General features: G+C 69.7%; 14 protein-coding genes. 6 read left to right on the top strand and 8 right to left on the bottom strand.

The features are described from left to right. Positions 1-328: 328 nt before the first annotated feature. From QZ258_RS06060 to QZ258_RS06050, 3 genes are all read right to left on the bottom strand, one after another. On the bottom strand, positions 329-1,285 hold the full coding sequence (locus QZ258_RS06060; RefSeq protein WP_294179792.1) for an L-lactate dehydrogenase: 957 nt from the start codon (positions 1,283-1,285) through the stop codon (positions 329-331). 69 nt (positions 1,286-1,354) lie between these two features. Further along, positions 1,355-2,662 carry a sensor domain-containing diguanylate cyclase gene (locus QZ258_RS06055; protein WP_294179791.1) on the bottom strand — a complete coding sequence of 436 codons (1,308 nt, stop codon included), beginning with the start codon at positions 2,660-2,662 and terminating at the stop codon, positions 1,355-1,357. A 56-nt stretch (positions 2,663-2,718) separates the two neighbouring features. Further along, positions 2,719-3,525 carry an alpha/beta fold hydrolase gene (locus QZ258_RS06050; protein ID WP_294179790.1) on the bottom strand — a complete coding sequence of 269 codons (807 nt, stop codon included), beginning with the start codon at positions 3,523-3,525 and terminating at the stop codon, positions 2,719-2,721. An 81-nt stretch (positions 3,526-3,606) separates the two neighbouring features. On the opposite strand from QZ258_RS06050, the gene QZ258_RS06045 reads away from it, so the two are divergent. The 5 genes from QZ258_RS06045 (at position 3,607) to QZ258_RS06025 (ending at position 9,407) form a co-directional block, all read left to right on the top strand. Then, positions 3,607-4,494 carry a serine/threonine-protein kinase gene (locus QZ258_RS06045; RefSeq protein ID WP_294179789.1) on the top strand — a complete coding sequence of 296 codons (888 nt, stop codon included), beginning with the start codon at positions 3,607-3,609 and terminating at the stop codon, positions 4,492-4,494. Positions 4,495-4,653: 159 nt separating this feature from the next. Then, complete coding sequence (locus tag QZ258_RS06040) at positions 4,654-4,824, top strand: DUF2510 domain-containing protein (protein ID WP_294179788.1); 171 nt, start codon at positions 4,654-4,656, stop codon at positions 4,822-4,824. Positions 4,825-5,000: 176 nt separating this feature from the next. Further along, positions 5,001-5,201 carry a DUF2510 domain-containing protein gene (locus QZ258_RS06035; protein ID WP_294179787.1) on the top strand — a complete coding sequence of 67 codons (201 nt, stop codon included), beginning with the start codon at positions 5,001-5,003 and terminating at the stop codon, positions 5,199-5,201. Positions 5,202-5,242: 41 nt separating this feature from the next. Continuing rightward, positions 5,243-8,842: an SCO7613 C-terminal domain-containing membrane protein gene (locus QZ258_RS06030; RefSeq protein WP_294179786.1), complete on the top strand. Its 3,600-nt coding sequence runs from the start codon at positions 5,243-5,245 to the stop codon at positions 8,840-8,842. Between the two features lie 76 nt (positions 8,843-8,918). Then, complete coding sequence (locus QZ258_RS06025) at positions 8,919-9,407, top strand: Dps family protein (protein ID WP_294179785.1); 489 nt, start codon at positions 8,919-8,921, stop codon at positions 9,405-9,407. Positions 9,408-9,499: 92 nt separating this feature from the next. Here QZ258_RS06025 and QZ258_RS06020 read toward each other — a convergent pair whose 3' ends face one another. Genes QZ258_RS06020 through QZ258_RS06000 form a run of 5 tightly spaced genes read right to left on the bottom strand, consistent with a single transcriptional unit; the run spans position 9,500 to position 13,589 of the window. Continuing rightward, on the bottom strand, positions 9,500-10,975 hold the full coding sequence (locus QZ258_RS06020; RefSeq protein ID WP_294179784.1) for an amidohydrolase: 1,476 nt from the start codon (positions 10,973-10,975) through the stop codon (positions 9,500-9,502). Then, positions 10,972-11,595, bottom strand: coding sequence for an FMN-binding negative transcriptional regulator (locus QZ258_RS06015; protein WP_294179783.1), 624 nt, complete (start codon positions 11,593-11,595; stop codon positions 10,972-10,974). Before QZ258_RS06015 ends, QZ258_RS06020 begins: the two co-directional genes overlap by 4 nt. Positions 11,596-11,605: 10 nt before the next feature. Next, positions 11,606-12,577 (bottom strand): Fpg/Nei family DNA glycosylase, encoded by a 972-nt coding sequence (locus QZ258_RS06010; protein WP_294179782.1) that lies wholly within the window; start codon positions 12,575-12,577, stop codon positions 11,606-11,608. Positions 12,578-12,582: 5 nt separating this feature from the next. Then, entirely contained in the window at positions 12,583-13,068 is a 486-nt protein-coding gene (locus QZ258_RS06005) for a ribose-5-phosphate isomerase (protein WP_294179781.1), read from the bottom strand. A gap of 2 nt (positions 13,069-13,070) precedes the next feature. Beyond that, positions 13,071-13,589, bottom strand: coding sequence for a hypothetical protein (locus tag QZ258_RS06000; RefSeq protein WP_294179780.1), 519 nt, complete (start codon positions 13,587-13,589; stop codon positions 13,071-13,073). A gap of 106 nt (positions 13,590-13,695) precedes the next feature. Here QZ258_RS06000 and QZ258_RS05995 point away from each other — a divergent pair, with 106 nt between their 5' ends. After that, the gene (locus QZ258_RS05995) at positions 13,696-14,394 is read left to right on the top strand and encodes a hypothetical protein (RefSeq protein ID WP_294179779.1); all 699 of its coding nucleotides are present in this window, start codon (positions 13,696-13,698) and stop codon (positions 14,392-14,394) included. Positions 14,395-14,458 lie beyond the last annotated feature (64 nt).

The following is a 14,458-nucleotide window of genomic DNA, read 5'->3' as shown; positions in this document are numbered from 1 at the left end:
TGGACGCACGCTAACACCGGCAACCGACGCTCCCTCGTCAGGACTCTCCAAACTGGCAACGCTGGTCGAGCGCAGGTGGGCGCGAGAGGGCGAAAAAGAGGGCGACCGCGCTCCGCCGGGGCAATCCGAGGCCGACCGAGGACGACCGCCTGCGGAGCGCCGACCGCCCCAAGAAGCGCCAAAATCACTGGGCACGGCGGCTCAGCGCGGTCGGAGTCGGCCACGAGCGGCAAGCAGCGGTAACAGTTTGGGGAGCGACTTCCCAACTGATGACGCGGGTTCGATTCCCGTCATCCCCTCCACGACGACCACCATCCGGTCCGATGATCTAGTCGAGCCCCAGCTTCTTCAACGAGCTGGCAACGACCTCAGCCGAGGCGCGGAAGCGCGCGGTCTCGTCGTCCGTGAAGGGAAGCGGCAGCACCTCCGAGATGCCCGACGAGTCGACAATCGTCGGCACCGAGAGCGCGACACCCGAGACGCCCTGGTAGTCGTGCAGGATCGAGCTGACCGGCAAGATCGCGTGCTCGTCGCGCAGGATCGCCTCGACGATGCGCGCCCCCGAGACGCCGATGGCGTAGTTTGTCGCCCCCTTGCCGGCGATCACCTGGTAGGCGGCGTGGACGACATCATCGGCGATGCGGTCGAGTTCGGCGGCGTCCAACGCGCGGCGCCCGGCCGGCGCCCAATCGCGAATCGGGATCGGGCCGATCCGGGCCTGCGACCACAGCGGGAACTCCGAGTCGCCGTGCTCCCCCACGATCATCGCGTGCACGCTCGACGGGGCGACGCCGACACGTTCGGCGAGCAGCCACTTCAGCCGCGAACTGTCGAGTACCGTGCCGGAGGAGAACACCCGGTTGGCCGGGAGTCCGCCGAAGCGGTGCGCCGCGATCGTCAGCACGTCGCAGGGGTTCGTCACGAGCATGTAGATCGCGTCGGGCGCTTGCTCGACGAGGGCTGGCATGAGCTCGCGGAGGATCGCGACGTTGGAGCCCGCGAGATCGAGCCGCGACTGGCCGGGTTCTTGCTTCGCCCCGGCCGTGATGACGACGACGTTGGCACCGTGCACGACCCCGATGTCGGACCCTCCCGTGATGCGCGAGGCCCCCGTGAATGCAGTACCGTGCGCGAGGTCGAGCACCTCGGCCTCGACTTTTTCGGTGCGGATGTCGTAGAGCGCGACCTCGCGCGCGCTCCCGCGCAGCAACGCAGAGAACGCGAGGGACGTTCCGACGGCGCCCGCACCGACGATCGCGAGCTTGGAGTTTTCGATGACGGCCATGCCCCCATCGTGGTCGACAGCGAAGGAATTGTCTCGGGACGAAGGTCCCCCACGACCGGAGCGCTCGCGTCAGCGCGGGGCGCTCGCCTCGGGGTGCGCCTTCGCGCGATACATCGCCGCGTCGGCGTCACGCAGCAGCTCCGCGATGGTGCGCGGCGTGCTCGACGAGTGCACGGCGAAGCCGACGCTCGCAGCCAGCTGAAGCCCCGGCGCCACGTCGAGCGGTTCAGCGAAGGCGTCGCGCACGCGCGCCGCTATGCGTTCCGCGTCCGCTGTATTTGCCCCGCGACAGACCAGAACGAACTCGTCCCCGCCGACCCGGGCAACGGTGTCTTCGTCACGAACAAGCGCCTGCAGGCGTGCTGCGACGACGCGAAGCACCTCGTCTCCCGTGTGGTGCCCATGGCGGTCGTTGATCGCCTTAAACCCGTCGAGGTCGATCATCACCACCGCGAAGGACTCCCCCGCGAGACGCGAGCGCGACTCCTCCTCGGCGACACGGTCTTCCAGGAGTAGACGGTTCGCGGCGCCCGTCAACTGATCGTGCGTCGCATGGTGCGCGAGCCGGTCCAGCAGCGCGATGCGATCGAGTGCCTGGGCCGCCATCCGACCGAGCGTCAGCGCGAGCTCCGAGTCGCCCTCGGGCCACGGGCGAGGGCGGCCGAAGGTGAGCAGCACGAGCCCGAGTGCGTCCGTCTCCGCGAGGATCCGCGCCGCGACGATCGTCTCGACTCGTTCCTTCCGCAGATCTCGAACCGAGGCTTCGTCCAACTCATCGGCAACCTGAACCACGACGACGCTCGACTCGGCGAGCGCGCGCTCGACGACATGATGTGCGGCCTCGGGGGCGGGCTCCCCCGCCCGAAGCTCCACGGTCGCGTCCGACTGCAGCAGCACGGAGGCGCGCGCGGTGTCGAACGCGCGACGCGCGGCGTCGGCAAGAATCGATCCCACCTCGTCCCTCGTGTGCGCCGCGGCGAACTGCGATCCCGCCGCGTGCAAGACCTCCACCCGTGCGGCCGAGGACTCCGCGGCCCGGCGTGCGCTCAACAGCTCGCGCTCGTAGTCGCGGCGTTCGCGCGCGTCGAAGACGGCAAGCTGCACGCGAGCCGAAGTCTCGTCGTCGGCCTTCGGGACATGGGCCGAAACGAAGGTCGGAAACGACGACCCATCCGCACGGGCGAACGACATGGACACCTCATTGACCCGTCCGCGTAGCCGCAACACCGGGACATACCTCGTGTCGTAGAACAGCTGACTTGCCCCCGTCAGCAAGGACGAGAGGTCCTTGCCCACGAGCTCCGCCGACTCAGTCTCCAGCCAACTGCACATCGTCGCATTGGCGTCGATGACCATCCCGTCGAGCGTCGTGGTCATCAACCCGCAGGGGGCGTCGTCGTAACGGGCGTCCGCCCCGGAACGGCGCTCGGAACTCATCCCGCTGCGGCGGCGATCGCCGCCGCCAGTTCGTCCGGCGCCGAGAGGTTGGGGCAGTGGCCTCGCGCATCCAGCCTGACCAACCGGGCACCCGGGATCTGCGACGCCACGTACGCGCCGACCGCGTCGGGCGCGATGACGTCGTCGGCGCACTGCAGCACCACCGTCGGGACCCGAACACGGGCCAGATCATGGCGGTTGTCGGACTGGAAGGTCACGCGCGCGAAGTGACGGGCGATCTCGGGCTCGACGCGGCAGAAGCTCGCGGTGAGCTCCTCGCCGAGTTCCGGACGGTCGGAGTTGCCCATGATGACCGGGGCCATCGCCGAGGACCAGCCCAGGTAGTTGGAGTCGAGGGCGTCGAGCATCCCCTCGATGTCATCCCCGGTGAAGCCGCCGGTGTAGTCACCGTCGTCGACGTAGCGCGGGCTCGGCCCGACCAGGACGAGCGCGCCGAACCGTGCCGGGTCATCCGCGGCCGCAAGCACGCCGATCATCGCGCTCACGGAGTGGCCGACAAAGACCGCGTCCTCGAGAGCTAGCTCCTCCAGGATCTGAAGCACGTCGTCGGCGTAGCCGTGAAGTGAGTCGTACTTGCCCCGGTCGTAGGCGGAGAGATCAGATCCGCCCGAGCCGACATGGTCGAAGGTGACGGTCAGATATCTATCGCGAAGCTGCACCTCGACGTGCCGCCACATCTCTTGGCTGCACCCGAAACCGTGCGCGAAGACGAGCGGACGGCCCCCGTCGCGGCCGCGGACGATCACGTTGTTGCGGCGTCGAACGTCAGTCACGGCCTGCATCTGCTTTCCACCCCATCACGCGTCGCGCTATCCTCACCTACCCCCTGACAGTATTCTGACACCGGGCCAGGGAGGAAGCGGATGGCGAGCCAGCTGGGACCGGATGCGCGTGTCGCCGCATCAGCTGCTCCCTCTCGCGCCCTGAGCAGCGCACCACTGCTGGCGGGACGCTACCGCCCGGTCGAACGCATCGGCGTCGGCGGGAGTTCCTCCGTGTTTCGCGGCACCGATGAGTCACTCGGTCGCCAGGTTGCGATCAAAGTCTTCAACTCCGGTGGTGCGCATCAGTTGGAACGGCATGCCGACGAGATCCGCGTCTTGGCAAGCCTCGCGCACCACGGCATCGTCGGAATTATCGACGCTGGCATCGATCGATCGCAGCCCAACGACGCACGTCCGTTTCTGGTCATGGAGCTCGTGACGGGGACGACACTGGAAGAGCTCAGCGCCACACGTCGCCCGAGCGCTCGCGTGATCGGCGAGATCGGCTTCGAGATCGCCGAAACACTCGCCTACATTCACGCACACGGCGTCATTCACCGTGATGTGACGCCCACGAACATCATGCTGGCCGACTACGGGACGCCGGCATTGCGGCGCCGCGCTCTGTTGACCGACTTCGGTATCGCCGTCGAGGGAGGGTCCGTGCCCGGAGCGGAAACCGCCGTCGGGACCGCGCCGTATCTGAGTCCCGAACAGGCGACCGGCGCCCCCCTCAACTCGGCCACCGATATCTACTCGCTGGGGCTCGTGCTGCTGGAGACGTTCACCGGGCGACGGGAGTTCCCGGGAACATATCGCGAGTCGATGGAGGAGCGCGTCAAGCGGGACCCGATGATCGGTCGCGATGTCCCCGGCGCGTGGCGTTCGCTGTTGCGAGCGATGACCGCTCGCGAACCACGCCATCGACCGGATGCTGGGGCCGTGTTGGAATCGTCGCGACGCATCCTTCGCGCGCGACCACGCTGAACCAGCAGACGCCCTTGTACCCCGATTCGTCCTCCTTTTTGCCCCCCGCTCTGGGGATGGGGGACCCTGTCTCCCCCGGAGTAACTTCGGAGACGTTCACCCCCCGATTCGTTGCGCTCTCCCCCCAACGCCGCAACGCCCGTCCCCCCGGAGTACCCCATGACTGTCGTCACCCCCCAGACCCCCGCCGCCCCCGCCGGCTGGTACCGCGACCCGCTCGGCATCCCCCAGCTGCGCTGGTGGAACGGCATCGCGTGGACGAACCACATCCAGGAAGACCGCGCCGAGTTCCAGACCTGGTCGCACGACCTCGCGGGTGCCGTCGCATAACTCGTCCCGGCACGAGCCGGTTCCCCGGCCGAGCGGCGAGTGCCGCCACGACCGCAATCCCTGAGAAATTCCCAACGAACACTCGCGTCCCCCCGTTGGGGGGGTATAGCATGCCGAGTACCACGATCCCCGTCGTGGACACTCCACTCCCGCTTCTCCCGCGAAGGAGCACCCCCGTGACGATCATTACCCCGTCGGCCCCCGCCATCCCCGCTGGCTGGTACCGCGACCCGCTCGGAATCCCCCAGCTGCGCTGGTGGAACGGCATGTCCTGGACGAACCGCATCCAGGAAGACCGCGCCGAGATCCAGACCTGGAGCATCGACTACATCGATTCCGCGCTGGATCGCCGCGCCGGGCGACACACCGCTGCCTGACCCACTCGCGAAACCCCCCACGCGAGATAGCGTGAGCGGTGATGACCGAGCCGAACTCATCCTCACCGCTGAGCGAATCGCACCTGGGTGACCGGGCGCGAGAACTGCGCGACCTCGGTCGATGCCCCGCGTGCCTGGAGCCGCTGACCTCGCTCGTGTGCGGCCGGTGCGGGCTGAATCTCGACGATCCCCTCGCCCACGAACTCGCGGCCGCCTCCGAGGCCGCAGCGAAGGCGCTCGACCAGCGCGCGGCCGTCATAGCTCGGATGCGCGCGGCAGCAGCCGCGGCCGCGTCGCCGAGCCCCGCCGTCGCCCCCGACGCCGCCACCACGCCCGATGCGGCCGCCGCTGAACCGGTCGTCACCGCGGTGCCCGCTTCCGAAGCGCCGGCGAGCCCCTCGCCCCCTGCCGCCGCAGCACCGCATCCGGCTCCCGCTGCGCCCGCCGCGCCGCGCCGCTCGAGCGTGCAGATCGCGCTCGTCGTCATCGGCGTGACGCTGCTGTCGACCTTCGCGGTGTTCGGCCTCGTCTACGCCTTCATCAACTACGGCGTCATCGCGCGCTCGCTCATCGTCGGGGCGGTCACCGTCGCCGCGATCGTCGTCGCGACGGTCTTGCGTCGCCGCGGACTCACCAGCACCGCCGAGGGCATCGCCGCGCTCGGGGCACTTCTCGTCGTTCTGGATGCGTGGGCGATTCGCGAGAACGACTTCTTCGGCGTCGAGTCGGCCGACGTCGCGCTGTATTGGGGCGCCGCACTCGCGAGCTGCGCCGCGATCTTCGTCGGATGGAGCCGCGTCGCGCGGCTGCGAATTCCGTCGATCGCCGGTCACGCGCTGGTGGCCCCCGCCGTGTTCGTGTTCGGCCTGGGCTTCACCACCGACGTCGTGGAGATCGACGACCAGGCTCTGCGCACCTACACCGCCGCCGTCGCCGGAATCGTGGCGGCGCTGGCGCACCGGTTGCTCATCCCGCGCGACGCGACACAGCCCGGGCGTGCGGGCGTCGCCGAACGCATCCTGATGACGGTCGGCGCGCTGCTCCTCGGTCTTGTTGCGACGATCGCGGGTGGCCTCGTCGCGATCGACGAGCCCGGTGGCGAGTTCCTCGGCGCGATCGCGCTGCTCGGAGTCGCGGGCGCGCTCGCCGCGCTCGCCGCGACGTTGTTGAGCGTGCCCCAGGCGCGCGCCGCCACACGCGCGTTCGCGAGCATTGCCGTCGGCGGCACCGTGGCGGTGCTCATCGTCACCCCGCTCAACGCCGCCGCGCGCGACGACAACCTCGAGCTGGCCTTCTCGGGCCCGCTGCTCGTCGCCGCGGTGCTCGCGCTCGTTGGCGAGCTGATCCTCCGGCGCATTCGCACGAACGTGCGCAACACCGCGATGGTGGGAGTGATCGTGGCGATCAGCCTGGGCAGCGTTGCCGCACTCATCGCGCTCGTGATCGCCGCGTTCGCCGTCGCGACCCAGTTCGCGCTCCTCGGCAGTGAGGGCGTGACCCTCGGAACCCCGGCGGATGCGGTGGAGAGAGAGTCGGTGGCCAGCATCCTGGCGCTGGCCGGCGTCGTCGTGCTCGCCGCCGCGTTGTGGTCGATCGACAAGCTGCTCGCACGTCGGCGGGCGGCGCTCGTCGGCGGAGCGGTCCTCGTCGCCGCACTGGCGGCACCGCTCGCACTCGTTCACGGCGTGGTGCTTCTGCTGTGGTGGGTGATCGCGGGAGCCGCGATCGCGGTGCTCGTTGTGCGACGCGGACACCGGGAGCCGGCGCGCCTCTCGCTCGCGGGCGGTGCGCTGCTCGGCGCAACACTCGCCTACCTCGCGTCGTGGACGACTCCCGAAGCATGGATCACCAGTAGCGTGCTCACCCTCGTCGCCCTCGGCGTCGCGCGCTGGCTGATTCGCGGCGACAGCCGGGTGCTTCCCGACGCACTGATCCTCGTGATCACCGGAGTGCTTGCCGCGGCGCTTGTTCGCGAATTCAGCGAACTCCGCCTCGGCGTGGTCCTCAACACGGGCACCGCGGCCGCCGTCGCGGCCGTCGCGGCGCTCGCGATCGTGCTGTGTGCCAGCCTTCCCCCGCGCATCCTGAGTGCCGTCGAACGACGCGCGCTGTTCTGGATCGCGACCGGCACCGGCATCGCCGCCATGATGGTGACGACCGGGATCGGAGGCGTCAACCGCGAATACGCGGAGGCGCTGCAACTGATGGCAGCCGCGGGCGCCGCGATGCTGATCGGTCTGAATGTGTGGGTGTTCCGGCGTGCGACGCTCCCGTTCTTCCCGGAGCGCTTCGTCGCGGCAATCCTGCTGCCGGGCATCGCGGCCGCGATCGTCTGGCCCCTCGCCGCCTCCGCACGCCTCGCCGAAGGGCTCATCGCTCTGAGCGTTGAATTCGCGCTGCTCGCCGCCGCGATCGCCGGACTGGTCTTCGCCATCGGGGAGAACGCGAGGCTCCGGCTCGCCTCCGACCTGGGAATCGCCGCGATCGCCACCGTCGCCTTGGCAGCACCGATCGCGGATCCTCGCGTCGAACCATGGATCGTGCTGCTCCCGGCGGCGCTGATCGCGCTGGTCATCGCGATCTCACCCGAGGGGCTGTTCGAGTCGCGGGCGCCGCGCGCCCAGGTCGGATGGGTCGCCCTCGCGCTCGGCGCCGCCGCCCTCTGGTCGCGGCTGTGGCAAACCGACACGATGCAGGTCGAGCCGTACACGCTGCCGGTCGCCGGTGCGGTTCTGCTGACTGCCGCGCTCATCCACTGGCGCGCACCGCGGCGCGAGCCGGCCGTGGCTCCCCCGAGTGTTGCGTATCTGGTCGCCGCATCGCTCCTGCTCGCCCTCGTGCCGTCGGCGATCGTCACGACCGACGCAACGCCCGCGCGGACGCTCGTCGTCGCCCTCGCCGCGATGGCCGCGCTGGCGCTCGGCGCCGTGGCGGGAAGCGACTCCTCGCGCATCGGCACGCGCGCCGATCGCTTCGTGGGCTACCTCGTCGGCTCGGTCACGATCACTGCCCTGCTCGCCGGATCGATCGGCAGCTCACCGGCCGCCCTCGACCCGATCGGCATCGGCTCGGTGGCGGCCCTCGCCACGATCTCGTTGCTGGTCTTCGTGGTGCCCCCCGCCCACGGTGCGCGAACCCTCTCCTGGGTGGCGTTCGGAATCGGCGCTCTGGGCGGCGCGATCCTCATCGCGATGGAGGTCGCGGATCCGCTCGAATGGGTGACCGTCCCGCTCGCGGCGGCGCTTCTCCTCCGCGGCGCGATCGTGCTGCGGCGCCGTGCGGCGGCACGCAGCCTGCCGCACCTCGGGCCGGGGCTCGCCGTCCTCCTCCTTCCGTCGCTCCTCGCGGCCTACGAGAACGACCCACTCTGGCGACTCATCGGGATCGGCGTGGCCGCGTTCGGCGTGCTCGCCGTGGGCCTCTTTGCCCGTCTCCAGGCCCCGTTCCTGCTCGGCGGCGGCGTCCTGCTGTGGCACCTGGTCACCCAGTTCTGGAACGAACTCGCCCTCGTCTACAACGCCGTGCCGTGGTGGGTCTGGGTCGGCATCGCCGGTGCGCTGCTCATCGCCGCGGCAATCCGCTACGAACAGCGCCTGAACAACCTCAAGACGGTTGCTCGGAGTATCCGGCAACTTCGCTGAGGACTGCCTTGCCTTCGTTGCGGAATCTTCCGCGCTGGCTAGCGTTGTATCTGTCGTCAACCCACAAGGAGCGAATATGACAGACGTGAAGGCAGTTCCCGAAAGTTCCATCGACCCGGATGTGTCGTCCGGCGTCGCGCAGTTCCTCGCTCCCGTCGTCGTCGACCTGCAGGCCCTCGCGATCGACGGCAAGCAGGCGCACTGGCACGTCCGCGGTGCCAACTTCCAGGCCGTGCACGAGTTGCTCGACGTGGTCGTCGAGCACGCGCAGGCCTACGCCGACAGCGCCGCCGAGCGCGTCGTCGCCCTCGGTCTTCCGCTCGACGCACGGGTGCAGACGGTGGCGTCGAAGACGACCACCCCGAAGCTGACCGCGGGCTTCCAGCAGTCGGAGACGACCATCGCCGAGATCATCGCCTCGATCGATGCGACGCTCGCCACCGTGCGCACCGCGATCGACGAGCTCGATGAGCTCGACCTGGTGAGCCAGGATGTCGCGATCGCGATCGCGGCCGGGCTGGAGAAGGACCGCTGGTTCTTGTTCGCCCACCTCGCCACGAAGTAGCACTTCCGCACACGAACGACGGCCGCGCCCCCTCCGGCGCGGCCTTCGTGATTGCTCACCCCACCCGCGCAGGTGTGTCGACGAGCGGAGGTTTAGAAGGCGCGGTGGGTCCAGCGGCCGGCGAGCATCGTGCCCGCGACCGGCATCGACGCCAACTCGTCGCCGGATGCGCTGAGCGGGTCCGCCTCTAGAACGATCAGGTCGGCGACTCCCCCGGCCTCCACGCGCGCCGGCCCGCCCCCGACGGAGGCGGCGAGCGCCTCGGCCGTCGTGATGCCCTGCTCGGGGTGCCAGGCGGGACGCCCGTCGCGCGTGCGCGACACGGCCGCCGAGATCGTCACCCACGGGTCGAGCGCGGCGACCGGGGCGTCGGAGCCCAGCGCGAGTTCGGCACCCGCATCCCGCAGGGCGCGGAGCGGGAAGGCGCGGTCGGTGCGGCCGGCCCAGAAGTGATCCGCCACCTCCCGATCATCGAGGGCATGCGCGGGCTGCACGCTCGCCACCACCCCGAGCGCGGCGAACCGCGGCAGGTCGCGCGCCGCCACCAGCTGTGCGTGTTCGAGTCGGCCGCGCGCGCCGCCCGGCAGCGGACCGAGCGCGGCGAAGGCGTCGAGCGCCATCGTGACAGCGCGGTCGCCGATGGCGTGAATCGTGGGGACGAGGCCGCGGGAGAGCCCCTCGCGGGCGAGCGCGACCAACTCGTCGAGGTCGTACGTCGCGAGCCCGAAGGCGTCGTCGCCCTCGAGGTCGGGATACGGCTCCGAGCACCACGCGGTGCGCGTGTTCAACGAGCCGTCGGTGAAGAGCTTGAAGTTGCCGCCCACCACCAGTCCGCGGGTCCCCTCCACCTCGTCCCCGGTACGGATGCCCGCCGCCGCATCCAGCCCCGCCGGGTACACGCCCGCCCGCACGCGAAGCCCGTCGAACCCGGCCGCGACCCGGCGGGCCCAGGCGCCGGGGGCATCCTCCATTTCCAGATCGTGGATGCCGACGACGCCGCGCCGCGCCCACACGGCGGCGTCCTCGATCGCCCACCGGTCGAGCACCGCATCCGGCACCGCCGAGAAGGCGATGTTGGCGTCGAAGGCGTCCTGTTCGCGCAACCACCAGTCGCCCGGGCCGCGCCCGATCGTGGCGAGCGCCGCGCGGTTGCTCCACACGGTGTGCACGTCACCGCTGACGAGCGACACAGCGTGCTCACCGAGCTCCAGATCGTCGGGTTGCGGCTCTTCGGGCCAGAGCCCGTCACGGAACCCGAAGCCGAGCATCACCTCGCCTGCGGACGGGGGCGCTACCTCGAGGCGGGCGCGCACGAGCGCCACCACCTCGGCGGCCGACTCGGCGCCGCTGACGTCGAGACGGCGGCCCGCCGTCGAAACCTGGCCGGAGTGCACGTGCCCGTCCCAGAGCCCTGGATGCACAAACCGGCCGTCGAGGTCGATCACCTCGGTCGCGGCGTCGCCCTTCACCTCCGGGCCGAGTGCCGCAATGCGCCCGTCACGCACGAGCAGGTCGACGAGCCGGTCGTCACCGCCGACGAGGCGCGCGCCACGCAGCAGGAGCGTCACGCGAGGCGCTCCATCTCGGCGGCGAGGCCGGGGTGCGCGTAGTGTCCCTCGCCGCGGAGTTCGGCGGTGATCCGCTCGCGCTCCTCGGCGGTGCGATTCTGGCTGAGCTTGGCACGAGCATCGAAGCGGGTCACCCGCAGCCGCACGCCGACCGTGCCGGTGGCGATGTGGCGCGCACTGGTCTCGTCGAGCTGAAGCGAACGCGGCGCCGCCACGTGCTGCTCGAACTGGTCGACCAGCTGGCCCAGCACCTCAAAGTTCTCGTCGTCGCTCAGGATCTCGGGCACGCCCCAGAGGTGCGCGGTGACGTGATTCCAGGTGGGCACCATGTCGCTCGGGTCGGGGTACCAGCTGGGCGAGATGTAGCCGTGCGGCCCCTGCACGATCACGAGCACCTCGTGCTTCCCGAGCTCGTGACTGCGCTCGTCGGGACGCCCGAAGTGGGTGAGGAGCACGAGCTCCCCGGATGCTGCGGTCGCCTCCTCGTCGAGCAGCGTCGGGTAGTGCGAGGCGACGAGCCCCTTCGTCGCGGGCGAGGTCCAGGTCGCCCACGGGTTCTCGCGCACGAGGCGCGCGACCTCGGCCGGATCGTTCATCAGGTAGTAGGGGGTGTAGCGCACGGCAGACTCCTCAGGCCTGATCGGTGGGGCACCAGTACAGTTTGCGGCCCCCGAGCTCTGTCATCGCGATCGCCGTGCCGCACACTCGGCACGGTTCTCCCGTGCGGTGGTAGACCCAGTGCCGATCGTCCCGGCTCGCGAGCGCGCGCGCGTAGGCCTCGTCGTCGAGGCCGTCCATCGTGAGCATCTGGCCGGTCTCGACACCGATGGTGAGCAGGTGCACCCAGTCGCGCCAGAGTTCCCGCACCGTGTCTTCGGGCACGTCGCGGCCGGGCGTGAAGGGACTCTGCCGCGCTCGGAACAGCAGTTCGGCCCGGTAGACGTTGCCGATCCCGGCGACCACCGACTGATCCATCAGCAGCAGCGCGATCGCGGTTGGCTTGCGCCGTACGGTGGCGACGAACCGTTCCTCCGACTCGGCCACATCGTCGACGAGCGGATCCGGACCGAGCTTGGCGAGCACCCGATCGACCTCCTCGGCCGTCAGCACCTCGCACGCGGTCGGGCCGCGCAGGTCTGCCACCGTGTTCGGGGTCACCAGGCGCACCCGGACCTGCCCCACCGGCTCCGGCGGGAAGGTCTCGAGCTCGGCTCCGAGCTTCTCCGACTCCGACATGCGCAGCCGCGCGCGTCGCGGCGCCCCGATCGACCACGGGGAGTCTTCGTGGCTGCCGACCACCGTGCCGCGCTGGGCCGTCTGGCCCATCCGCCCGTTGGCAGAAGCAAGCGTGTCGTCGACATCGATCTCGCCGGCGAAGTCCCACGCCCCATACATGCCGAGATGGATGCGCAGCCACAGCCCGTGATCGAACTCCAGGATCATCTGTTTGCCCACCGCGCGCGATTGCACGATGGTGTGCCCGTCGAGCTGCGCGGCCCCCGCGGCGAAGCGCCCCTGCGGCGAGGACACGGCGACCGGCTCGCCGAGAAAGTGGCGCGCGAACTGGCGCGCGATGCGATGAACGGAGTGGCCCTCGGGCACGGTCGTTAGGAGATCTCGTGCCCGGCGATCGCGCCCGTGGTCTCGAACTCGGCGAGTTGTGCAATGCGACGCGCGTGACGCTCTTCGCCGGGGAACGGGGTCGCGATGAACGTGTCGATCAGCTGGACGACTTCGCTGAACTCGTGCTGGCGCGCCCCGATCGCGATCACGTTGGCGTCGTTGTGCTCCCGCGCGAGCATCGCCGTCGACTGATTCCAAACGAGTGCCGCGCGCGCGCCTTCAACCTTGTTGGCGGCGATCTGTTCGCCGTTCCCGGAGCCGCCGAACACGATCCCGAGCGCCTCGACCCCGGCGGTCTGGTCACGCACGACGCCCTGGGCCGCTCCGATGCAGAACGAGGGGTAGTCGTCGAGCGGGTCGTAGGACTGCGGACCGTGGTCGATCACGTCGTGGCCCTGCTCACGCAGGTGCTGCTGCAGTTCACGGCTGAAGTCCAGCCCGGCGTGGTCGGTGGCGATGTGAATCCGCACGGTCAGCTCTCCGTCTCGACGATCGAATCAATCACCCAGATGCCGTCGACATCGGGCACGAGGGTGTAGGTGTAGTCGTACTCGCTACCGTCGCGGCCGTCGACTTCGTGGGTGGAGACGAAGGCCCGATCGGCTTCCGTCGACGTGTCGAGCACCTCGAGGTCGTAGAGGTAGGCGCCGTCGACGGTGTACTCCGTCGCAATGGCCTCCCACGTCGCGCAGTCGAAGATGCCGTGCTCATCGCTGCCGTGGGAGATCTCGCGAAAGCTCTCGGTGGTGACCGACTCGAACTGTGCGCAGTCGACCGCCGCGTACGCCCGATCAAATCGCTGCACGCTCGCGGCGGGGTCGGCCGCGGTGCCGACGGTCGTCGGGATGACGAACGCGACGACGGCGATGCCGAGCGCAAGCAGGAGAGCCCCCCCGACGCCGAGCAGAATCCAGGGCAACGCGGAACGGCGGCGTCGTTCCGGACTCGACTCCTCGTCGACGCCGACAACGATCGGCTGGTCGTTGGCCATCCTGCTCCCTTGTGTTGCTCTCGCCAGTCTAGGGGCGCGGTTGTTGACCCCCTTGTCAGCGCCACCGCGGGGAGAGAGAATCAAGAAAGGACGACGGGAGAACCCCATGCGTAGAACCGATTTCGTTCCCGAGTTGCTGCCGAATCTTTCGCGCGGTCGACACTTCACTCCACGCTCCGGCGCGTGCTTCATGGAGTTCGCCTCGTTCCTCGCCGGGGAGCGCTGGAGCGATCACCCCAAGTGCACCGATCCGGTCTTGGCGGCAATGGCGCGCGGGGTCAACGACCTCGTCGACGATGAGCATCGTGCGCACCTGATTCACGACATTCCCCGTGTCGTCGGTGCCCGAGGCGACGAGCTTCTCGGGCTCCGCGTTGCGCTCCGGTCGGCGATCTGTGCGATTCCGGTCGCGAGCATGGATCGTCAGCACGCGCTCGCCGTGGGCATCCTGCTGCTCATGCACGAACTCGCCGAGCGCGACGCACTCCCGCCGCAGTTGCGCGACCTCGCCGAGGAGGCACTCGACGACGTTCCCGACGCGCGCTCCTGGGCCGAGGTTCACCTCGCTCAGGTGAAAGTCAACCGCACCCAGTTCGCTCGACACGGGGCCGTCTCGATCGTCCGCACGGCCGTTCTCGGCATTGCGGAGGCGTGCGTCCCCGATGCCGACGCCCGACTGGTCTCCATGCTGCGCCTGTCGATCGATGACGTTGAAGCACTCCTTCGCGGTGTGCGCGACCACGCCGCCGACGACGCCGACGAGGCCACCGCGCCGGCGGAGAGCGAACTCGCACCTCATCGGTGACGCATCATCACGACTTCCCGGGTCGTCACGATTAGGCTGATTCTCCGGCGCGACTCGCGCCGCC

Source organism: uncultured Schumannella sp. (assembly GCF_905479755.1).
Lineage (GTDB): Bacteria > Actinomycetota > Actinomycetes > Actinomycetales > Microbacteriaceae > DCRR01.
This window is presented reverse-complemented; position numbering and strand designations above follow the sequence as displayed.